Source organism: Streptomyces sp. NPDC004111 (assembly GCF_042874215.1).
Taxonomy (GTDB): domain Bacteria; phylum Actinomycetota; class Actinomycetes; order Streptomycetales; family Streptomycetaceae; genus Streptomyces.
This window is the reverse complement of record NZ_JBIAMU010000003.1, coordinates 118,035-139,587: the sequence shown is the minus strand read 5'-3', so window position 1 is coordinate 139,587 and position 21,553 is coordinate 118,035. Positions and strand designations below refer to the sequence as shown.

The following is a 21,553-nucleotide window of genomic DNA, read 5'->3' as shown; positions in this document are numbered from 1 at the left end:
CCAGCCATTTCACGGGCTGCCCCGCGTCGCGCCTCGTAACCGATGCTTGCGCCGGCCCCCGGTACGGCCCTTCAGTTCACCGGGCTCACTCGGCCGGCAGGCGCGGGGTGCGCGGCGGTTCCGTGCGGCGGTCGCCGGTGTGCTCGAAGGCCGCGGCGAGCGCCAGGAGGGCGTTGTCGTCATAGGCGCGGCCCGCGAAGGTCAGGCCGACGGGCATGCCGGTGTCCGTCATGGTGCCCATGGGGACGGTCACCGTGGGGATGCCGAGGTGGCGGGGGACCAGATTGCCGTTGGCCACCCAGACGCCGTTGCGCCAGCCGAGGTCGGCAGAGGCGGCCCGGACGTCCATGTCGGCGGGGCCGACGTCGGCGACCGCGGGGAAGACCACCGCGTCCAGGCCCAGTCCGTCCATCCACTGCTCCAGGTCGACGCGGCGCGTCTCCTCAAGCCCGCGCAGGCCCTGTGCGAGGTGCGGCATGTCGGTGAGGGAGGCGTACGGGCGCTCGCGCACGATGCGCGGGTAGTCGTCGATGGTGTCGTCGAATCCGTCGTAGCGGTCGGGTAGTTCGCCCTCCCGCTTGGGCCAGATGCGGGCGCCGTCGACGTCGGCCAGGGTGGGCAGGGCCGGGTCGCCGTTCGCACGCAGGAAGTCGTCCCAGGCCCAGGCGGACAGGTCCTCGATCTCGAAGGTGAGGTACTCGCGGGTGACCAGTCCGCGGGTGAACAGCGAGGGCGCTCCGGGGCGGTCGGACTCGTAATTGCTCACCACGGGGAAGTCGACCTCGACCACCTCGGCGCCCGCGGCCTCAAGATCGCGGCGGGCGGCCTCCCACAGGGTGATCACCGAGGGGCGCGTGTCGATGCGCCGGCCGGTCTGGCCGCCGATGCCACCGTCGGGGTTCGTTCCGGCGTCGGGGTCGGCGTTGATGTACATGCGGGGCACGCCGACGCGCCTGCCGGCGAGCGCCGCGGATGCCGCGCCGGGGCCGGCGGGGGCGAGGGCCGGGTAGGAGGCGGGACGTACCTGCGAGGGGGAGGGCAGCGGCAGCCACGGCTGTGCGCGCCACAGGTCCCCGCGCGCCTCCGGGTCGTCGGCGACGATGACGTCGAGGAGTTCCAGCAGGTCGGACATGGTGCGGGTGTGCGGGACGACGACGTCCATGGTCGGTACGAGCGGCCAGTTGCCGCGGACCGAGATCACGCCGCGGCTGGGCGTGTAGGCGCACAGGGCGTTGTTCGAGGCGGGGGCCCGGCCCGAGGACCAGGTCTCCTCGCCGAGGCCGAACGCGCCGAAGGACGCCGCGGTCGCCGTACCGGAGCCGTTGGAGGAGCCGGAGCCGTAGGCGCTGGTGAGCCAGTCGGCGCTGTACGGGCTCTCCGCACGGCCGTACACACCGCGCTGCATGCCGCCGTTCGCCATCGGCGGCATGTTGGTCAGGCCGATGAGGACGGCGCCGACGGCACGCAGCCGCTCGATGGCGAAGGCGTCGCGCTGCGCGACGAGGTGCTCGAACGCGGGGGAGCCGGCCGCGGCCGTCAGGCCCTTCGCGAGGAAGCTGTCCTTGGCGGTGTACGGGATGCCGTCCAGCGGGCCGAGGGTCTCGCCGCGGGCGCGACGGGCGTCGGAGGCCTCCGCCTCCGCGTGGGCGTGGGGGTTCGTCACGACCATGGCGTTGAGGGCGGTGGGCGTGCCGGGCCGGTCGTAGGCCTCGATGCGGGCGAGGTAGGCGTTCAGCAGGCCGACCGCGGTGACCTCGCCCTTCTCCAGCGCGGCGCGCAGGTCGGCGATACAGGTCTCCACGACATCGAATCCGCGCGTCATGTGGGTGTCTCCTGGGTGGTGGGCCGTGCGGACGGGCCGCCGGCCGTCGGGGCGGCGCGCGCACACGGCAGTCACGCCCCCATCGTCCTGACTAGATTTTCAGTCTAGACTAGGGGTCTAGGTTCGCGGAACCTAGACTTGGGGTCTGGATTTCCGGAACCGAAAGTGAGCCCATGCCGACGTCAGAGACCGGACCCGCGCGCCCCGACCGCCCCCTCCCGTCGGGCGGCGTGCTCGGACCGGTGGACGCCGGGACCGCCCCGGCCGCCCGGGTGCCGGTCGACCGGAAGCGCCAGCCCAGCGGGGACGAGGCGCGCGGGCGGGCGATGCGGGCGGCCATCGGCCTCATCGCTGAGAAGGGCACCGCGGGCGTGCGGATGTCGGACATCGCGGCGCGGGCCGGGATGAGTACCGGGCACATCCTGTACCACTTCGGCAAGAAGGACCGGCTCCTGCTGGAGGTCCTGGCCTGGAGCCAGGCGGACCTCTGGAACCGCCTCCAGCAGGCCTGCGAGGGGGCCGCGTCCCCGGCCGAGAAGCTGGACCTGTTCGTCCGCTCCTACCTGCCCCGCCACCAGGGCGACGAACGCTACGCACTGTGGACGCAGGTCCTGGCCCAGCGCCACGACGAAGCGGGCCGACACGTACTCACCGAGCTGCTGGACGGCTGGGACGAGCGCCTGGACGCGATCCTGCGCGAGGGCATGGACCTGGGGCACTTCGCGGACGTGGACCTGCCCGAGTTCACCGTCCGGTCCGTGGCGCTGCTGAGCGGCCTCTCCGAGGACGTGATGTTCGGACGGTCCCGCTGGCAGCACACCTCCGCGCACGCGTTCGCGCTGGCCGCTCTGGAACGTGAACTGATTCCCCCGGCCCGGGGCTGACGCCACGGGGCGGAACCGCAGCCGGCGGAGGTTCAGTTCTCCCGGACGAAGCTCGCGCAGTCCGGACAGTCGTCGAGATAGCGATGGCGGCACTCGGCGGTGTGCCGCAGAAAGGTGATCGCCTGTTGGCTCCGGGCGATCTCCTCCTCAAGCGCCGCGATCTTCGCCCGCACCACCGTCTGCGCCGCGGCCTTCTTCGGTGCCATGGCGGCGACCACCTCGGGAAGCGAGAGCCCCACGCGCCGCAGTTTGAGCACGGTGCGGGCCTGCTCGACCGCGGTGTCGTCGTAGCTGCGGTAGCCGTTGCCGTCACGGCCGACCGCGAGGGCTCCCACCTGTTCCCAGTGACGCAGCACATGGGCTTCGACCCCGAGTTCCGCGGCCACTTCGCCGATCGTCCGCATCACACGCCCCTTGCCTTCATGCCGACATGAACCCCTAGCGTCCCGATCATGCCTGACACCGTCGCCCCCACGGGCCCCCTGAACCGTCCCTCGATCCTTCTCACCGGCGCGACCGGCAACCTCGGCCGTGCGGTCGTCGACCGCCTGGTGGAGCGCGACGTGCACGTGCGCTGCCTCGTGCGCGGACGGCCCGCACCGCGTCCGGGAGTGGACTGGGTGGCCGGTGACCTCACGGATCCCGCCGATGTGCGCGGGGCGCTGCCCGGCGTGGACGCCGTGTTCCTGATCTGGCCCCTCCTCGACTCCGCGCCGGCCCATGAGGTCGTCAAGGAACTCGGTGCTGCGGCGCCCCGGGTGGTTTACCTGTCGTCGACCGCGATCGACGACAGTGCCCCGCGGCAGAGCGACCCCATCGTCCAGGTGCACGCGGACATGGAAGTCCTGCTGCGCGACGCCGGTCTGCGTCCCGTGGTGCTGCGCAGCGACACCCTCGCGTCCAACGCGCGCGGCTGGGCGGCACAACTGCGCGCGGGCGACGAGGTGTCCGGCCCCTACGTCGCGCGGACGGCGGTGGTCGACGAACGGGACGTCGCCGACGCGGTCGTGGCCGCGCTGCTGGCACCGAACGGGCACCTCAACCCCGGGCCGCACCTGCTCACGGGCCCCACCGCCCTCACCCGCGCCGACCAGGTGGCCCAGCTCGGCGCGGCCCTCCGGCGCCCCCTGCGCTACCGCACGCTCCCGGCCGCGTCCGCGCGCGCACGCATGCTGGCGGACGGACGCCCCGCGGCACTCGTGGAAGCACTGGTAACGGCGTCGGAGCGGCGGCCGGAGTCGCACCGGGTCACCGATCACCTGGAGCGCCTCACCGGCCGTCCGGCCGGCCCCTTCAGCCGGTGGGCCGCCGACCACGCGCCGGAGTTCGACTGACCCGACGCGCGGCAGGTCGTACCGGACGACCGTTCCGCACTCCTTACGGCGGAGCGCACGCCGCTCAGGAGGGGACGGGCTCCAGGTCGGCACCGTCAAAGGGCGGATAGTTGTCGCTGCCCGTCCGCTCGGCCGCATCGATGTAGGCGGTGAGCGCGTCGCGGGACTGGGCGAGATCGGAGATCTGATCGTTCAGCCGTTGCAGCCGTGCCCGCATCGCGGTGAGCAACTCGGGACACCCGGGCAGTTCCGGGGCCTCTCCGAGCGCGCACGGCAGCACGTACGCGATGTCCTCGGAGGACAGCCCCGCACCGAGCAGGTGCCGGATCTGCTTCACCCGCAGTACGGCCTTCTCGTCGTACTCGCGATAGCCGTTGGCGCCACGGTCCGCCTCCAGCAGTCCCTGGGCTCCGTAGTAGCGCAATTGATGAGTGCGGACTCCCGTCCGACGGCTCAACTCCCCGATCCGCATCGCAACCTCGCTTGACCTTCACACCGGTATCAACGTTGACGATGCTGCCATGAACAACAACACCGAAACACCCGTGACCGTCATCGGACTCGGCCTGATGGGCCGGGCACTCGCCAGCGCGTTCCTGAAGGCAGGGCATCCCACCACCGTGTGGAACCGTACGGCCTCGAAGTCCGACCAACTGGTGGCCGAGGGGGCTCTGTTGGCGCCGACCGTGGGCGACGCCCTCAAGGCGGGTTCGCTGACGGTCATCTGCGTCTCCGACTACCCGGCCCTGTACGACCTGCTCGGCGCGGACGATGCCGAGCTGGACGGCACGACTCTGATCAATCTGACCTCCGGGAGCTCCGCCCAGGCCAGGGAAGCCGGCCGATGGGCCGAACAGCGCGGTGCCCGCTACCTGGACGGCGCCATCATGGCCATTCCGTCGGCCATCGGCACCACCGACGCGGTCGTTCTGCACAGCGGGCCGCAGGCCGACTTCCAGACGCACGAGTCGACGCTCGGCGCGCTCGGCACCGTCTCCTACCTGGGCGCGGACCATGGGCTGGCATCGCTGTACGACGTGGCCGGACTGGCCATGATGTGGAGCGTGCTGAACGCGTGGCTCCAGGGCACCGCCATGCTCAGGACGGCCGGCGTCGACGCCGCGACGTACGCGCCGTTCGCGCGGCAGATCGCCGCCGGTGTGGCCGAATGGCTGCCGGGATACGCGGAGCAGATCGACAAGGGCGCCTTCCCGGCCGAGGTCTCGGCCCTGGAGACCGATGCGCGGGCGATGGAGCACCTGATCGAGGAGAGCGAGGCAGTGGGGGTGAACGCCGAACTGCCGAAGTTGCTCAAGGCGATGGCCGACCGGGCGATCGCGGCCGGACACGGTGGAGAGCAATATCCGGTGCTGATAGAGGAGTTCGGCAAGCAGCACAACGACTGACCGGTCCCCGGCACCGGTACCCGAGTGACCGCCCGGGGGAGTGGCGGACTCTGCTGCGTGGTTCGGCCCCGCACCGTAGTGGTGCGGGGCCGAACCACGTCGGCGACTACGAAGGTCCCGCGCAGGCGGTGTCTCCGTGGTACGCGTCCATCGGCGTCACCGACGGCTTCGGCCGCATGACACCCTTGTCACCCGTCATCCAGAGGATGACAATGGTGATGTCATCGACCTGATGACAGGGGGAGCCGACAGGGGGAGAGGTGCTCGTGGCCGCAGCCGACCCTTCGTCCACGACCGGTGCCGACGCCCACAGCCCGGCGTCCTTCCTCGCCGCTGCGGCGGCCCTCGCCGCCATCGACGACGCGCTGCGCGACGCCCAGCACGAGATCCCCGACGCCGTCCGTCCCGGACCCGAGCAGGCGCTGGCCTCCCTGATACTGCTGCGGCAGGTGCGCGAGCAACTCGCCGGCTGGGAGGCCGGCCTGATCGAAACCGCCCGTGCCGCGGGCGCCAGCTGGGCCGACCTCGCCGGTCCTCTTGGAGTCGCCAGCCGGCAGGCCGCCGAGCGCCGGTACCTGCGCGGGCGCCCCGGTGCCGCCGGCAGCACCGGCGAGCAGCGCGTGACGGCCACCCGCCAGGCCAGGGCCGCCGAACGCGCCACTGCCACCTGGGCCCGCGCCCACGCCGCCGACCTCCGCCGCGTCGCCGGACAGATCACCGCACTCCGTCACCTCGCGCCCGACGCGCACTCCGCACAGGCCGCCCTGCACGACGCGCTCGGCGCCGCTGACGCCGCCGAACTCATCGCACCTCTGGCGAGCATCCGCCCCTACCTCGACGCCCGCCACACCGACCTCATCGGATGCCTGGACGCGCTCGAAGACCGACGCACGACGACGGAGGCCGCTGATGACGGCTGACCCTCGCCGTGCGGAGTCACACCACGCGGGTGCCGCACGGCCCGAACCGAACCACGCCGACGACGGGCCGCTGCCCGTCCCGGCCCTCCGAGTCCAACTCCGTACATGACGTTCCCACAGAAAGAGACCCTCATGGGCAGCAGCGTCGAGACGCTGGAATTCCAGGCCGAAACCCGCCAGTTGCTCCGGCTGGTGATCCACTCGATCTACTCGAACAAGGACATCTTCCTGCGCGAGCTGATCTCGAACGCCTCCGACGCCCTGGACAAGCTGCGGCTGGCCTCGCTGACCGATGCCGACCTCGCCGAGGTCGATACCGCTGACCTGCACATCTCCCTGGAGGTCGACAAGGAGGCCCGTACCCTGACGGTCCGTGACAACGGGATCGGCATGGACCGGGACGACCTGGTGGAGCTGATCGGCACGATCGCCAAGTCGGGCACCGCCGGCCTGCTGGAGAAACTCAAGGAGTCCCAGGACGCCGCCACCGCCGAGTCCTTGATCGGACAGTTCGGCGTCGGCTTCTACTCGGCGTTCATGGTCGCCGACAAGGTGACCCTGCGCACCCGTCGGGCCGGCACCGACTCCGGCACGCAGTGGGAATCGGACGGCGAGGGCACCTACGAGCTCCAGGCCGTCGACGGCCTGCCCGTGGGCACCTCGGTCATCCTGCACCTCAAGCCCGCCGACAGCGAGGACGGCCTCGCCGACTACCTGGCCGAGTCGAAGATCCGTCAGATCGTCAAGCAGTACTCCGACTTCATCCGCTGGCCCATCCGGATGGAGGGCGATCGCACCGATGCCGACGGCACGACCACCCGCGAGACCGACACGCTCAACTCGATGAAGGCACTGTGGGCCCGGCAGCGCAGCGAGGTGACCGAGGCCGAGTACCACGAGTTCTACCAGCAGATCAGCCACGACTGGCTGCCCCCGGCCGAGACGATCCACATGCGCGCCGAAGGCACCTTCGAGTACGAGGCGCTGTTGTTCATCCCCTCCCAGGCGCCCTTCGACCTGTTCTCCCGCGAGACCAAGCGAGGCGTGCAGCTGTACGTCAAGCGGGTGTTCATCATGGACGACTGCGAAGCGCTCATGCCCAACTACCTGCGCTTCGTCAAGGGTGTCGTGGACGCCCACGACCTGTCGCTGAACGTCTCGCGCGAACTCCTCCAGCACGACCGCCAGATCCGCGGCGTGCGGCGGCGCCTGGTCAAGAAGGTCCTCGGCGCCGTCAAGGACATGCAGTCCAAGGACGCCGACCGCTACACGAAGGTGTGGGAGCAGTTCGGCCGGGCGCTCAAGGAAGGTCTGGTCGAGGACACGGACAACGCCGAGGCCCTGCTGGGGCTGGTGTCGGCGGCCTCCACGCACGACCCGGAGAAGACCACCACGCTGCGCGAGTACGTCGAGCGCATGAAGGACGGTCAGGACACCATCTACTACCTGACCGGCGAGAGCCGCGCCATGGTGGAGAACTCCCCGCACATGGAGGCCTTCGCCGCCAAGGGGTACGAGGTTCTGATCCTCACCGACCCCATCGACGAGGTGTGGGTGGACCAGGTCCCGGCCTTCGACGGCCACCGTCTGCAGTCCATCGCCAAGGGGCAGGTCGACCTCGACGAGTCCGCCGACGACGACAAGGAGGGCGACGCCGCCAAGGCCCAGCGCGAGGAGGACTTCGCGGCCCTGCTGCCGTGGCTGACCACCGCCCTGTCCGAGCAGGTCAAGCAGGTCCGCCTGTCCTCCCGCTTGACGACGTCGGCGGCATGCATCGTCGGTGACGCCCACGACGTGACGCCGACCCTGGAGAAGATGTACCGGGCGATGGGCCAGCAGATTCCCACCGTCAAGCGGATCCTGGAACTCAACCCCACGCACCCGCTGATCACCGCCCTGCGCACGGCGCACGACGCGGGCGCCGACGACCCGGCACTGGTGGAGATCGCCGAGCTGATCTACGGCAGCGCGCTGCTCGCCGAAGGGGGCGAGCTGCCCGACCCGGCCCGCTTCACCCGGCTGCTCACCGACCGTCTGACCCGCGCCCTGTAACCACGGGCACGGCTCGGCACGGATGAACCCGCCTGCCTCGGCTCCCTGTTCGGGACGCCGAGGCAGGCGTTTCGCTCGGGCGGTCTCTCGTGCCTGACCCCAGGGCTCCGTCAGGCGTGCGGGGCCTGTCCGCCGACCCGGTGGTCGGCGTGGCTGAGCGCCTCCATGACCAGGCGCCGCAGGTGGCCGTCGCTGAGGCTGTAGTACACGTGCCGTCCCTGCCGGCGGGTGTTCACCAGGCCCGCCAGGCGCAGCTTGGCGAGGTGCTGGCTCACGGCGGTGCGGGAGGCGGCGACCCGTTCGGTCAGGGAGCCCACGTCCGCCTCCTCCTGCGCGAGCAGCCACAGCAGGTGCAGCCGGGTGGTGTCGGAGAGCAGCGCGAACACCTCGGTGGCCTCGCGAAGACGCGCACTGTCGGGGGGCCGCAGATGCGCACTCGTCGCAGCAGGTGCGGGTTCGCTCTTGGCCATGCCGACAGCTTACGGCCGGTGCGGAACAGCCAGTCCCGGGCATTTGTGTTAGATAGGTGCGCAGCTGTGCACATGATGACTACGGTGGAGGCGTCGCCCCGTTCGCACCGGTCAGGGAGTGCTCCCGCGTGCTCGTCGTGCTGCGCAACCGCGTCTACCGCCGTCTCTTCACCGCTCAGGTCGTCGCTCTGGTGGGCACAGGTCTGGCCACGGTGGCGCTCGGTCTGCTCGCGTACGACATCGCGGGCGACGGCGCCGGTGCGGTGCTCGGCAGCGCACTGGCGATCAAGATGGTGGCCTACGTCGCCATCGCCCCGGCCGTCGGCGCACTCGCCGACCGGCTGCCGCGCCGGACCCTGCTGGTCGGTGCGGACGTCACCCGGGCCGCGGTCGCGCTGCTGCTGCCGTTCGTGACCCAGGTCTGGCAGGTGTACGTCCTGATCTTCCTGCTGCAGGCCGCCTCGGCGGCGTTCACACCGACGTTCCAGGCGGTGATCCCCGATGTGCTGCCTGCCGAGCGTGACTACACCCGGGCGCTGTCCCTGTCCCGTCTGGCCTACGACCTGGAGAGCCTGTTCAGCCCGGCCCTGGCCGCCGCTCTGCTCTCCGTGATCACCTACAACTGGCTTTTCCTGGGCACGGTGTTCGGCTTCGCCGCCTCGGCGGCACTGGTGATCGGCGCCGCACTCCCCAAACCGGCCGCGCCCGCCACCGCGCACCCTGGCAGCGTCCGCACCAGGGCCACCGCGGGCACGCGCCTCTTCCTCGCCACCCCGCAGCTGCGCGCCCTGCTCGCCCTCGACCTGGCGGTCGCCGCGGCGGGTGCCGTGGTCACCGTCAACACCGTCGTCTACGTACGCGACCACCTCGGCCGTGGCGCAGCCGACGTGTCCTGGGCTTTGGGCGCCTACGGAGCGGGCTCGATGGCCGTGGCACTCCTGCTGCCAGGCGTCCTGGACCGGCTGTCCGACCGAGCGGTGATGCTGCGCGGAGCCCTGCTCCTTCCGCTCCTCTTCGCCGGCCTGGGCCTCATCACCGCGGCCGGCGCCGGGAGTTGGCGCTGGCCCGGTCTCCTGACGGCCTGGGCACTGTGCGGCGGGGCCTGCTCGATGGTGCTCACTCCGGCGGGACGGCTGCTGCGCCGGGAAGCCGCACCTGCCGAGCGGACGGCCGTGTTCGCCGCACAGTTCTCCCTCTCGCACAGCTGCTGGCTGCTGACGTATCCGCTGGCAGGCTGGCTCGGCGCGGCGGCCGGGCTGCAGTCGGCGGTGCTGGCGCTGGGCGCCGTCGCGCTGGGCGCATCGCTGCTTGCGGCTCGGCTGTGGCCGTCGCAGCAGCGCACGGGCGTCGAGCACGAACACACCGACCTCCCGGACGGCCACCCCCACCTGGCGGGCGCGACCCGCGTCGCCTCGGGCTGGCGCCACCGCCACACCCCCTTCGCCGACGCTCTGCACACCCGACCTGTATGACGCCGATGGACGCCCCTGACCAGCCGGGTGTCGCCGAGGCCGCGAGGCAGCGGATCACGCGAGGCCGCGAGGCCTCCGCGTGCGGGTTGTTACGGTGGGCCGCGACGTCGAAAGCGGGTGATGACAATACCCATGCCGGGTACCACTGCCGTCCTGGTGATGCTGCCGGACGCCGATCCGTTGCTGGAGATCGCCGGCCGGCTGGACGCACGGACGGTACGACCGGGTGTGCCCGCACACGCGGCGCTGCTCTACCCATGGCTGCCCGCCGATCGAATCGGTGCGGCGGAACTGGACCGGCTGCGGGCCGCGCTGGTGGAAGCCGCAGCGGGAGCCGGGCGGATTCCTCTGCTGCTGGACGAGGTTGAGCTGACCGGTTCGTTCGTCGGCGTCCCGGTGCCCGAACTCCACGCCGCGGCTTCCTCCGTACGCACCGCCTTCCCCGAACAGGTGCCGTACGGCGGACGGTTCGGACCGGACCCACGGGTGCACGTCACCGTGGCAATGGACGCGGACGCCCGTACCGCTGCCGACATCGCGCGACGCGTAACCGGCCGCCTGCCGATCCGTACAGAAGTCTCCGCCGTGCACGTGGTCGCCCTCACGCCCGAGGGCTGGCAGATCGTCGCGGAGCTGCCGCTCACCGCTTGAGCCGCCCTGGCCCCTGCCCCCCCGGGAAGCCTGCCGCCCCCGACGGATTCGGGCCGCCGGAGCTCAGGCGTCGGCGAGGCGCGTGAAGCGTGGGATGCGGGTGAGGCTGCTGCGCACCTTGATGACCGAGGGGCCGGTGACGACCGTGCCGTCGTCGCTGTGCCAGCGTCCCCCGGGTACGGCGACGGTCCGCTCGACGGCGGACTTCTCCGTGACGGGCGCGACGAAGAGGTCAGGTCCCAGGTAGAACTGGTCGGTGACGCGGTCGAGTTCGGGGGAGTGGTAGGCCATCGGGCGCAGGACCGGCTCTCCGGTGACGGCGGCCTCGTCGACGAGGCGGAGGATCAGCGGGAGCAGCGAGGCGCGCACGTCCAGGGCGGCTCGTACCGCGGCGAGATGGACCTCGTCCAGGACCCGCGAGGGTGCGACGGAGAACTGCATCATCGGGCTCAGCGCGGCGATCTGGGCGTAGCGGACGAAGAACTCCTGGTCGACGGTGTCCTGGGCGTTCATGGAGTTGATCTCGCCGCCGCCGATCATGTCGGGGCAGCTGAAGGAGTGGCCGATCATGCTCTGGGCGAGCAACTCGGGTACGAGGGAGGCGATGCCGGCCTCACCCCACAGCGGTGGCTTGTCCCGCAGGCGCTGGGCGAGGGGCTGGCCGCCCATGCGCCAGCAGGCCCGGTACTCGTTGAAGGGGTAGCGCAGACCGAGCGCGGCCCATGCCTCGCAGTGGTCGGCGGGTTCGGCCGGCTCGGCGGTCAGGTCGTCTGCACGGTGGTTCACCGCGTCGCCGCCGTCGAACTTGAAGCCGTCGACTCCGGTCTCGTCGCGCAGGGCGTCGAGTTGGCCGGTGATCCAGTCCACGGCGGCCGGGTTGGTCAGGTCGGGCAGAGCGCTGAATCCGTTCCACCAGCGTCGGACGGCGGTGTCGCCGGTCCGGTCGCGGATCAGCAGGCCCTTCGCCTCCATTTCCCGGAACGTGGCGGAGTCCGGGCTGATGAACGGGACGACCCACAACATCACCGAGAAGCCCTGGTCGTGCAGCTGCCGGACCATGGCCGCCGGGTCGGGGAAGCGGCTCGGGTCGAACCGCCAGGTGCCGTAGTCGGGCGACCAGGCATCGTCGATCATCAGCACGCCGGGCGGCATCCCCGTACGGAGGATGTTGGCGGCGAACCGCAGCACCGACTCCTGCGTGGGCGTGTAGGGCATCTCGATCCAGGTGTTGTACTGCGGGCCGGTGAACAGTTCCCGCGCCGGTGTCCGGCCGGACGGGGGGAAGTAGCGCCGTGATGCCGACAGGTACGCCTCCCGCAGGTTCCCGCCGTCGCGGCGGACCACGACGTCCTGTCCGGACACCCGCAGTGTCCCGTCCCGGAACGAGAAGGAGAACGGCCGCTCCGACCAGACCACGCGCCCCCGGGTCGACACCAGCAGCGGGCTGCTCTGGTTCGCACCGGCCTCCTCCTGCGCGTCGGTGGGTCCGCCGAGGTTCCGGGCGAAGGGGGCGTTGCCGTACGGCATCCGTATGCCGTCGCCCACGGCGCCGCCCCACCAGCGTTCGCCCGCTTCGAGGGTCAGTTCCACCTCGTTCCCCGATGCCTCGACGGGGGACTGGTGAGGTGCACCGGACACGGACTGGGAGAGCATCGGCGGTTCCTTCGGGGACGCGGCGGGTCGCGAGGTGACGCGACGGGGAGGCGGAGCTGTGTTCAGGCGGTGCGGCGCAGCCGGATCAGCCGGCTCGCGTAGTCGCCCGCGGGCAGGGACAGGCCGATGCCGCGTCGGACCAGGACCGTGCCGCTGTGGTCAGTGCCGTCCGCCAGGTCCAGGTAACGGGCTGCGGGGTCCAGGGCCGGCAGGGGGAGCGGTGCGGGCGGGTGGCCGAAGCGGGTCGTGGGACGCCAGACGAGAACGGCGTGCTCGGTGCCGTCGTCGGAGGCGTAGTGCGTGCCCGTCACGCCGTCGGTGCCGGTCAGACGGTACTGCCGGCCGTGCTGGACGAGGGGGCGGATCTCCTTGTAGGCGGCGATCAGCGCCGCCGCCTCGTCGAGTTCCTCCTCCGGCCAGCACGCGAGGTCTCCGCCGATGCCCAGTGCCCCGGCCATCGCCACGTGGAAGCGGAAGCGCAGGGGAACGCTCCGGCCGGTGGTGACGTTGGGGTTGTCGGTCACCCAGGCGGCCATGGTCTGCGCCGGGAAGAGCTGGCTGAAGCCGCGGTGGACGGCGATCCGGTCGACGGGGTCGGTGTTGTCGGAGACCCAGGCCTGGTCGGTACGGGCGAGGATGCCCAGGTCCACCCGGCCGCCCCCGCCCGCGCAGGCCTCGATCCGCAGCCTGGGATGGTCGGCGCGCAGGCGGTCCATGACCCGGTACAGGGCGCGGACGTGGTCGATCCACAGCCGGTCGGGGTCGGGGTGGCCGGGCCACCCCGCTTCGGTGACGACCCGGTTGGCGTCCCACTTGAGCCAGTCCACGGTCGTCTCGCGCACCAGCCGGTCCAGGGTGCGCAGCGCCCATGCCTCGACCTCGGGGCGGGCGAAGTTCAGCATCAGCTGGTGGCGGAGTTCCGTGGCGTCGCGGGTCGGTGTGTGGACGACCCAGTCGGGATGGGCCCGGTAGAGGTCGCTGTCGCGGTTGACCATCTCCGGTTCGACCCACAGCCCGAAGTCCATGCCCAGACGGTGCACCTCGTCCGCGAGCGGCCGCATCCCGCCGGGGAAGGCCGCGGCCCGCGGCGTCCAGTCGCCGAGTCCCGCACGGTCGTCGACGCGTCCGCCGAACCATCCGTCGTCCACGACGAACAGCTCCGTTCCCAGGCGTGCGGCGATCCGGGCCAGCCGCAGCTGCCCGGGGTGGTCGACGTCGAAGCCGGTGGCTTCCCAGGAGTTGTAGAGGACGGGCCGGTCACGTTCGGGGGAGGGCAGCAGACCGGAGCGGATGTACGTGTGCCAGGAACGGCTCGCGGCGCCGAAGCCGGCGGCGGAGTACAGGCCGGCGAAGACCGGGGTGCACAGGGTTTCGCCGGGGCCCAGCGTCCAGCCCACCCCCTCGTGGCCGAAACCGCCCGTCCAGGTGGTGCGGCCGACCGGGTCGCGGTGCACGGTGACGCGCCAGCTTCCGCTCCAGACCAGGGCGGTGCTCCAGACCTCGCCGTCGTCCTCGGTGGCACTGCCGTTGTCGAGGGCAAGCCAGGGGGCGGCGTGGTGGCTGGTGAGGCCGCGGCGGCTGGTGAGGACCGTCTCGGCGACCGGCAGCCGGTCGCGGTGCAGCTGGAACTCGCTGTTCCAGCCGCCCACGAGATGGCTGAGCCGGTAGTCGGGCAGCAGGGGCGCGGTCCACGACGCCGAGTCCAGCCGGTCGACCGCGATCGGCCCCGACTCCTCGCCCCCGGTGTGCGTGAGCTCCGTCCAGCGTTCGACGACGTCGCTGTCGGGCCGCACCCGGTAGCACAGCTCGGCGGTCAGCGGGTAGCGGCGGTCGGCCAGCCGCAGCCGCAGCTCGCCGCCTTCCGCGCGGTGCCCGGCGAAGTGCCACTGGGCGCCCCGCGTGCCGTCGGCGAACCGCACCTGGAGCCCCGCGGGCCCGAAGCGTGCTCCGGTCTGCGGAGCTAGTTCGTCCGGTACGGCGTCGCCCTCGAAGCTGCTCGCCGCGGGCGAGGCCGGCTCGGGAAGCGCCGCGAGGTCCGCGACGTCGAGGGCCGCCCCCCAGTGCAGGTGCCGGGGGCTGCCGTCCGCACCGATGCGTATGGCGTACACGCTGTGCGGGGTCCGCAGGACCGCGAGCCCGAGGGCGCGGTCGAAGGAGACGGTCGAGGACGTTCGAGGCACGAGTGGTCCCAGGTCCAGAAGGGGTCGGGCGAAGGTACGGATCGGCGCGCGGAGGGCGGCGGGCGACCGTGGGCAGAGCCTCCGGAGAGGCACGGAAGTGACCCGAGAGTAGGGGCGGCGGTTTGTGAAAATCAATACTGGACGAACTTATTTATTTGCCGGTACGTTGCCGCCGTGTTTCCAAAGCAATCAGGGCCGTTGGTCTCCGCACCGGCCGAAATAGCCATCCTGGGCCTGCTGTTGGCCGAGAGTCCGCTCAGCCGGGTCGAACTGGCCCGCCGCACCGGGCTGTCGTCGACCGCGGTGACCAAGGCCGCCAGACCGCTGATCGACGACGGCTACCTGCACGAACTCCCGCCGGAGCGCACCGCCCCCGGAGCCGGACGGCCGGTGAACCCGCTGTCCGTCACCCCCGACCGGGAGTTCTTCGTCGGAGTGAAGATCAGCGCCGACACCCTCTACGGCACTGTCTGCGACCTGAAGGCCCGGCCCCGCGTCCACGCGAGCCGCCCGCTGGCGGACCGCAGCCCCCCGGCGGTGTGCGCCCTGATCGCCGACCTGGTCGACGAACTCCTCGACGCGCAACCGGAGTTCAAGGCCCGCACCCGGCACCTGGGCATCGCGGTCTCCGGCGACGTCGACCGGCACCGCGGCACCGTGCGCTACTCGGTGCTGCCCGGCTGGCGCGACGTACCCCTGGCCGGCACCGTGGCCGCGGCGACCGGGCTGAACGTCGTCATCAACAACGACGTCAAGGCACTAACCGTCGCCGAGCACTGGTTCGGCGAGGGCATCGGAACCGAGTACTTCGCCCTGGTCACGATCGGGGCGGGCATCGGCTCCGGCATCGTCGTCAACGGCCAACTGGTCGACGGCGCCTACGGTGTCGCCGGCGAGATGGGCCACATCAGCGTCGACCCGGAAGGACCCCGCTGCCACTGCGGCTCGATCGGCTGCGTCGAGGCGATCGCCTCCAGCGACGCCATCCTCGCCACCGTACGCAGGGCCACCGGCCGCACCGACCTCGACTTCGACGGAACGATCCGCCTCGCCCGCGACCACGACGCCGCAGCACAACACGCGTTCGCACGGGCGGGCCAGGCCATCGGTGTCGGCATCGCCAGCCTCGTGAGCCTCCTGGGCCCCGAACGCGTCGTCGTCACCGGAGAAGGACTCGACACCTACGACCTGTTCGGCGTGCACATCCAGGAGGCGTACGCCGCGCGCTGCTTCAAGGCGGCGGCGAAGTGCCCGCTGACCCTGCGCCCCCTGCCCTGGGAGGAATGGGCCCGCGCGGCCGCCGTCGTCAGCATTCAGGCGCTCTTCCCGTAAGGGCGCCACGGCCCCCACGAAGGGCCGCCCCCCTCGACGCCGGGTGACCGCACCTCAGCCCACCGGCCCGCGTCACCGACGCGACCGATGTCCGTCACCGCCTGCCAGCCGTGAACGTCGGACACCGGTCCCGTCGGGCAACACCACCCGCACACCCGCCTCACCACGTAAGGAAGCGACATGAGCGGACAGAGAACTCAGCTTAGCCGCAGGGGATTCCTCGGCGGATCCCTTCTCCTCGTCGCCGGAACGGCGATCGGCTGCACCACCAGCCCCGTCGGCGGCTCCTCGTCCGGCGCCAAAACCACCCTGAACGTCTGGTCCCACGCCTACGGCGAGGCCGGCACCCAGCAGGCACTGACCCGCTACGCCACCGCGTTCACCAAGGCGCACCCGGACATCGCCGTCAAAATAACCTGGGTGCCCGGCGACTACACCGCCAAGCTCAACGCCTCACTGCTCACCGGCGCCGCGCCCGACGTCTTCGAACACGGCGACTTCACCCAGGGGCTCGCCCGGCGCGGCCAGGTCGCCGCCCTCGACGACGTGTACGGCAGCACCAAGGACGACTTCAACCAGGGCGACCGCGACCTGGTGACCGTCGACGGCAAGCTCTACGGGATCAAGACGCTCGACGACCCCCAGATGCTCTACTACCGCAAGAGCGTCCTGACCAAGGCCGGGATCACCCCGCCCACCACCTTCGACGCACTCGTCGCCGCCGCCAGGGCACTCACCACGAAGAAGAACAAGGGCCTGTTCATCGGCAACGACGGGGTCGGCGAGGCAGCCGCCCTCGCGGTGTTCTCCCGCCACGGCAAGCTGGTCGCCGACGGCAAGGTCGACTTCGCCCTGCCCAGGGCCGTCGAGGCCGTCTCGGCCCTCAAACGCCCCCACGACGACAAGTCCCTCCTGCTCGGCTTCACCACCGACTGGTGGGATCCCTCGGCCTTCACCCAGGACGTCGTACCGATGCAGTGGTGCGGCCTGTGGGCCATGCCCGCCATCCAGGACGCCCTCGGCGACGACTTCGGCATACTGCCCTGGCCCGCCTTCGACACCGCGGGCACCCCGGTCGTACGGGTCGGCGGCTGGACCAACTGCGTCAACGCCAAGGGCAGGAACGTCGACGCGGCCAAGAAGTTCGTCCAGTGGCTCTGGATCGAACAGACCGCACTCCAGCGGGACTGGAACGAGAGCTACGGCTTCCACGTCCCGCCGCGCAAGTCCGTCGCCGCCACGGCGGGCAAGCTTCGCAAGGGCACCGCCAAGGAAGCCGTCGACCTGGCCGCGAAGTACGCCACGAGCAACCCGAACACCTGGGACTCCGCCTCCGGCACCCCGTTCGTCGCCGCCGCCGCGAAGATCGTCACCGGCCAGGGGGACCCCGCCGCACTGCTCGCCGCCGCGGCCGAGCAGGCGCAGGCCGCCGTGGACAAGCAGCTGTCCCGATGACCACCACCACGCACTCCGTGCCACGCGCCGAAACAGCGGGCGGTCCCGCGGACACCCCGCAGGGCCCCGCCCCCGGCCGCCGCCGTACCAACCTGCGCAACTGGGGCGCGTTCGCCCTGCTCACGGCCCCGATGCTGATCGGCCTCGGAGTGTTCAAGTACATCGCCATCGGCTGGAGCTTCCTCCTCAGCCTCAGCGACGCCCAGGGCACCATCGCACTCGGCGACTGGGTGGGACTCGACAACTACCGGCAGCTGTTCGGCGACCCCGCCTTCCGCGGCTCACTGGTCAAGATCCTGCTGTTCACCCTGTTCATCGTGCCGGTCACCTTCGCCGCGTCCCTGGGCCTCGCACTCCTCGTGCACCGCGTCCGGCGGGGTCGGGCCGTCCTGCGGACCGCGTTCCTCCTACCGGCCGCCGTCAGCTACGTCGCCGCCGCCCTGCTGTGGAAGATGTCCCTTTTCAGCGGCATGCCCGCGGGCATCGCCAACACGATCGGCGGCTGGTTCGGGATGGACGCGATCCCCTGGCTCCAGACCGGCTCGCCCCCGCTGTACTGGATCGCCCTGGTGACCCTGCGCCTGTGGCTCCAGGTCGGCTTCTACATGGTGCTCTTCCTCGCGGGCCTCCAGGCGATCCCCGGGGAGCTCTACGAGGCCGCGGCCCTGGACGGAGCCACCGGGCTGCGGCTGCTGCGCCGCATCACCCTGCCGATGCTGCGCAACACCTCCGTCGCCGTACTCATGCTGATGTTCATCGCGGCGTTCCAGGCGTTCGACGAGTTCTACAACCTGTTCGGCGGCGGCATGTCCGGAACGGGCGCCGCGCCCGTGAAGACCCCGCTGATGTACCTCTACGACACCGCGATGAGCACTCAGAACTACGGCCTCGGATCGGCCGGTTCCTTCGTGCTCACGGCCCTGATCGTGGGCGTGACGCTGCTCCAGGGACGGTTCACCGGCTTCGGGAAGAGTGGGGAGTGAGCACGGTGACAACCCTGCGAGAAGGGGCGCGCACCCTGCGGCGTCCCGCCCGCGGCCTGCTGGCCGGAGTCCTGATGGTGGCGTTCCTCGCCCCCTTCTACCTGATGCTGCGCAACGCGCTGATGGACACCCGGACCCTGACGGCCCCGGAGTGGACCTGGTGGCCCTCGACGATGCACTGGGAGAACTTCACCGCGCTGTTCAGCGACCCGACCCTGGACATGGGCAGTGCCCTGGCCAACTCCCTGCTGATCGCCGCGATCACCGCCCCGGCCTCGACGCTGCTGGCCTCGGCCGCCGGATACGCGCTGGCCCGCATCCCGGTGCCCGGCCGCGGAGTCGTACTCGCTCTCGTCCTGGCCACGCTGATGATCCCCGGCTCGGCCACCTTCGTCCCCACGTTCGTCGTCGTGGGCTCGCTCGGCGGCGTCAACACCCTCTGGGGCATTATCGCCCCCGGCCTCTTCAACCCCTTCGCGGTCCTGCTGTTCCGCAACTTCTACCTGCAGTTCCCCCGCGAGATCGAGGAGGCCGGCCGACTGGACGGACTCGGCTGGCTCGGCCTCTACCGCCGGATCGCCCTGCCGTCGTCCGGGGCCATGCTCGCCTCGCTCGGCGCACTCGCCTTCATCGACAGCTGGAACGCCTTCCTGTGGCCCCTGGTCATCGGCCAGGACCCGTCCGCCTGGACGGCCCAGATCGCCCTGTCCACCTTCCTCACCGCGCAGACCATCAACCTGCCCGGCCTGTTCGCCGGCGCCGTCGTGACCATCACCCCGCTGGTGGTCATGTTCCTTCTCGCCCAGCGCCACATCGTCGAAGGTATCGCCCACACCGGCCTCAAGGGCTGACGGCCCCCTTCGGCCCCCGACTCCGGACCACCGGTCCGGTGGCTCACCGACTCCGGACCGCCGGTCCGGCAGGCAGCACCTCCTTCACACCCCACACCTCGGAGGACAGCACCATGAGAGCACTCATGCCCGACGGCCCCCTCACGGCGAGCGCCATACGGGCCCTCACCGCCACCCTCGCCGCAGGAGCCCTGCTCGGCGGCGTACTCCCCGGCACGGCGGTCGCCGTGGAACCCGCCGCCGCGTCCGGCGCCCCCGCCGCCCCGAGCGGCAGGCAACCGGCCGAGTCCTGGACCGGCCCGTTGAGCACCCGGGGACGGTACATCGTCGACGCCGAAGGCAAGCGCTTCAAGCTGAAGGCCAGCAACTGGGCCGGTGCACAGGGCACGTGGGAGGGCAGCGGCAGCGAGAACGACACGAGCAACCACCAGGCGGACCAGAAGTCCCACAACATCCCGCTCGGCCTGGACCGCACCCCCCTCGCCACGATCCTCGCGGACTTCCACGCACTGGGTCTCAACACGATCCGGCTGCCGTACTCCGACGCGATGATCAAGGACACCACCCCGGTGCCGAACCAGGCTGTCGAGGCCAACCCGCAACTGGCGGACAAGACCCCGCTGGAGGTGTTCGACGCGGTGGTCAAGGCCCTCACCGACGACGGCTTCGCGGTCGTCCTCAACAACCACACCACCACCTACCGCTGGTGCTGCGGCCTGGACGGCAACGAGCGCTGGAACACCAGCCAGACCACCGACCAGTGGGTCGACAACTGGCTGTTCCTGGTGAACCGCTACAAGTCGAACAAACGCGTCGTCGGAGCGGACCTGCGCAACGAGGTCCGCCGTGACTTGAACAACGACCCGAACTGGGGCTGGGGCAACGACCACGACCTGTACAACGCGTTCCAGATCGCCGGAAACAAGATCCTCGAAGCCAACCCGGACATGCTCGTCATCATGGAGGGCATCAACTGGCAGGGCATCCCGTCCGGCATGTTCCCCCACGGCCGTCCGACGCTGACCCCGGTCCGCAACCTGTCCAACACCCTGATCAACTCCGGAAAGCTCGTCTACTCGGCCCACTTCTACGGCTTCACCGGCCCCAACCACACCGGAGCCACGGGTGGTTGGCAGAACGGCGAGACCAACGACCCGCGCTACCGCGACCTCAGCCCGGAGGACCTGGTCAAGGTCGTGAACGACCAGGCCCTGTTCGTCACCCAGGAGGGGCAGCACTTCACCGCCCCGGTGTGGGTGAGCGAGTTCGGCACCGGCGGACGCGGCGAGACGAACGAGAAGGAGAAGGACTGGTTCAACCGCTTCACCGACATCCTGGCGAAGAACGACACCGACTTCGCCCAGTGGCCCCTGGTCGGCTGGACCACGAACGGCAGGATCAACGACAACTGGGCGCTTATCTCGTACGACGACGACGGCAAGCGGCAGTCGGTCAACGACCCCGGCGACTGGCGCGCCACCGCCTGGAACAAGCTCGTCAACGCCCCCGGCAAGACCGGCCAGGTCGCCGAGACCGACCACTGGAACATGGTCAACCTCGACTTCGCCGACCAGAACCTCTCCGCCACCATGCGCCGGCAGACGGACTGGAGCGTCGGCAACCGCAAGGGCAACTGCCCCGACAGCCAACGGCTCGTCGCCCTCGCCCGCAGCAACAACCGCGGCCTGTGCACCGACGCGGGCGGGGAACCCGCCAAGGCCGACCGCATGTGGACCACCGTCGTCGACGAGCGCTACGTCAAGAACGGCGACTGGGCGAGCGGCTACAACAAGCTCGAATGCCCCAAGGACACCTTCGCCGTCGGCCACAGCGTCAACGGCAACGCGATGGCCGCCCTGCTCTGCGCACCCTCCGCCAAGTCCCTGCCCACCACCAACCGGCTGCTCTGGTTCGACAAGGGCGACAACCGGCCCACCACCGGAGGCTCCGTGAAGAGCGACTGGGCACCCGGCGCCTACAAGGGCCAGTGCCGGGACGACGAATACCTCGCCGGTGTCGCCTACACCTGGAAGTGGCAGCACGGCGGCGCCCCCGACGCACTCCTGTGCCGCCCGCTGAACTGACCGA

18 protein-coding genes are annotated in these 21,553 nt (G+C 70.9%); 12 read left to right on the top strand and 6 right to left on the bottom strand.

From position 1 onward, the window contains the following. Positions 1-85: 85 nt before the first annotated feature. On the bottom strand, positions 86-1,822 hold the full coding sequence (locus tag ACFYVL_RS07645; protein WP_389241929.1) for an amidase: 1,737 nt from the start codon (positions 1,820-1,822) through the stop codon (positions 86-88). 173 nt (positions 1,823-1,995) lie between these two features. Here ACFYVL_RS07645 and ACFYVL_RS07640 point away from each other — a divergent pair, with 173 nt between their 5' ends. Beyond that, the gene (locus tag ACFYVL_RS07640; RefSeq protein WP_389241928.1) at positions 1,996-2,706 is read left to right on the top strand and encodes a TetR/AcrR family transcriptional regulator; all 711 of its coding nucleotides are present in this window, start codon (positions 1,996-1,998) and stop codon (positions 2,704-2,706) included. Between the two features lie 32 nt (positions 2,707-2,738). Here the strand turns inward: ACFYVL_RS07640 and ACFYVL_RS07635 are convergent, their stop codons facing one another. Beyond that, positions 2,739-3,110, bottom strand: a complete 372-nt coding sequence (locus ACFYVL_RS07635) for a MerR family transcriptional regulator (RefSeq protein ID WP_389241927.1) — start codon at positions 3,108-3,110, stop codon at positions 2,739-2,741. A gap of 48 nt (positions 3,111-3,158) precedes the next feature. Here ACFYVL_RS07635 and ACFYVL_RS07630 point away from each other — a divergent pair, with 48 nt between their 5' ends. Beyond that, positions 3,159-4,040 carry an NAD(P)H-binding protein gene (locus tag ACFYVL_RS07630; protein WP_389241926.1) on the top strand — a complete coding sequence of 294 codons (882 nt, stop codon included), beginning with the start codon at positions 3,159-3,161 and terminating at the stop codon, positions 4,038-4,040. 64 nt (positions 4,041-4,104) lie between these two features. Here the strand turns inward: ACFYVL_RS07630 and ACFYVL_RS07625 are convergent, their stop codons facing one another. Continuing rightward, the gene (locus ACFYVL_RS07625; protein WP_389241925.1) at positions 4,105-4,512 is read right to left on the bottom strand and encodes a MerR family transcriptional regulator; all 408 of its coding nucleotides are present in this window, start codon (positions 4,510-4,512) and stop codon (positions 4,105-4,107) included. A gap of 49 nt (positions 4,513-4,561) precedes the next feature. On the opposite strand from ACFYVL_RS07625, the gene ACFYVL_RS07620 reads away from it, so the two are divergent. From ACFYVL_RS07620 to htpG, 3 genes are all read left to right on the top strand, one after another. Continuing rightward, positions 4,562-5,446, top strand: coding sequence for an NAD(P)-dependent oxidoreductase (locus ACFYVL_RS07620; RefSeq protein WP_389241924.1), 885 nt, complete (start codon positions 4,562-4,564; stop codon positions 5,444-5,446). Between the two features lie 266 nt (positions 5,447-5,712). After that, positions 5,713-6,366, top strand: a complete 654-nt coding sequence (locus ACFYVL_RS07615; RefSeq protein ID WP_389241923.1) for a type III effector protein — start codon at positions 5,713-5,715, stop codon at positions 6,364-6,366. 132 nt (positions 6,367-6,498) lie between these two features. Next, positions 6,499-8,418 carry a molecular chaperone HtpG gene (gene htpG, locus ACFYVL_RS07610; RefSeq protein WP_389241922.1) on the top strand — a complete coding sequence of 640 codons (1,920 nt, stop codon included), beginning with the start codon at positions 6,499-6,501 and terminating at the stop codon, positions 8,416-8,418. A gap of 110 nt (positions 8,419-8,528) precedes the next feature. On the opposite strand, the gene ACFYVL_RS07605 is transcribed toward htpG, so the two are convergent. After that, positions 8,529-8,888 carry an ArsR/SmtB family transcription factor gene (locus ACFYVL_RS07605; protein ID WP_389241921.1) on the bottom strand — a complete coding sequence of 120 codons (360 nt, stop codon included), beginning with the start codon at positions 8,886-8,888 and terminating at the stop codon, positions 8,529-8,531. A gap of 128 nt (positions 8,889-9,016) precedes the next feature. On the opposite strand from ACFYVL_RS07605, the gene ACFYVL_RS07600 reads away from it, so the two are divergent. After that, the gene (locus tag ACFYVL_RS07600) at positions 9,017-10,360 is read left to right on the top strand and encodes an MFS transporter (RefSeq protein ID WP_389241920.1); all 1,344 of its coding nucleotides are present in this window, start codon (positions 9,017-9,019) and stop codon (positions 10,358-10,360) included. A 132-nt stretch (positions 10,361-10,492) separates the two neighbouring features. Further along, on the top strand, positions 10,493-11,011 hold the full coding sequence (locus ACFYVL_RS07595; RefSeq protein WP_389241919.1) for a 2'-5' RNA ligase family protein: 519 nt from the start codon (positions 10,493-10,495) through the stop codon (positions 11,009-11,011). Between the two features lie 63 nt (positions 11,012-11,074). On the opposite strand, the gene ACFYVL_RS07590 is transcribed toward ACFYVL_RS07595, so the two are convergent. Next, on the bottom strand, positions 11,075-12,664 hold the full coding sequence (locus ACFYVL_RS07590) for a glycoside hydrolase family 31 protein (protein ID WP_389241918.1): 1,590 nt from the start codon (positions 12,662-12,664) through the stop codon (positions 11,075-11,077). A gap of 62 nt (positions 12,665-12,726) precedes the next feature. Then, the gene (locus ACFYVL_RS07585) at positions 12,727-14,844 is read right to left on the bottom strand and encodes an alpha-galactosidase (protein WP_389241917.1); all 2,118 of its coding nucleotides are present in this window, start codon (positions 14,842-14,844) and stop codon (positions 12,727-12,729) included. A 174-nt stretch (positions 14,845-15,018) separates the two neighbouring features. On the opposite strand from ACFYVL_RS07585, the gene ACFYVL_RS07580 reads away from it, so the two are divergent. The 5 genes from ACFYVL_RS07580 to ACFYVL_RS07560 all read left to right on the top strand — a co-directional run bounded on the left by ACFYVL_RS07580 (position 15,019) and on the right by ACFYVL_RS07560 (position 21,549). After that, positions 15,019-16,176, top strand: coding sequence for an ROK family protein (locus ACFYVL_RS07580; RefSeq protein ID WP_389241916.1), 1,158 nt, complete (start codon positions 15,019-15,021; stop codon positions 16,174-16,176). Positions 16,177-16,356: 180 nt separating this feature from the next. Beyond that, entirely contained in the window at positions 16,357-17,631 is a 1,275-nt protein-coding gene (locus ACFYVL_RS07575) for an ABC transporter substrate-binding protein (protein ID WP_389241915.1), read from the top strand. Next, complete coding sequence (locus tag ACFYVL_RS07570) at positions 17,628-18,614, top strand: carbohydrate ABC transporter permease (protein WP_389241914.1); 987 nt, start codon at positions 17,628-17,630, stop codon at positions 18,612-18,614. The genes ACFYVL_RS07575 and ACFYVL_RS07570 overlap by 4 nt, the downstream gene beginning before the upstream one ends. Beyond that, positions 18,611-19,465: a carbohydrate ABC transporter permease gene (locus tag ACFYVL_RS07565; protein ID WP_389241913.1), complete on the top strand. Its 855-nt coding sequence runs from the start codon at positions 18,611-18,613 to the stop codon at positions 19,463-19,465. The genes ACFYVL_RS07570 and ACFYVL_RS07565 overlap by 4 nt, the downstream gene beginning before the upstream one ends. A 113-nt stretch (positions 19,466-19,578) precedes the next feature. Continuing rightward, positions 19,579-21,549 carry a glycoside hydrolase family 5 protein gene (locus ACFYVL_RS07560; protein WP_389241912.1) on the top strand — a complete coding sequence of 657 codons (1,971 nt, stop codon included), beginning with the start codon at positions 19,579-19,581 and terminating at the stop codon, positions 21,547-21,549. The last annotated feature ends 4 nt before the right edge of the window (positions 21,550-21,553 follow it).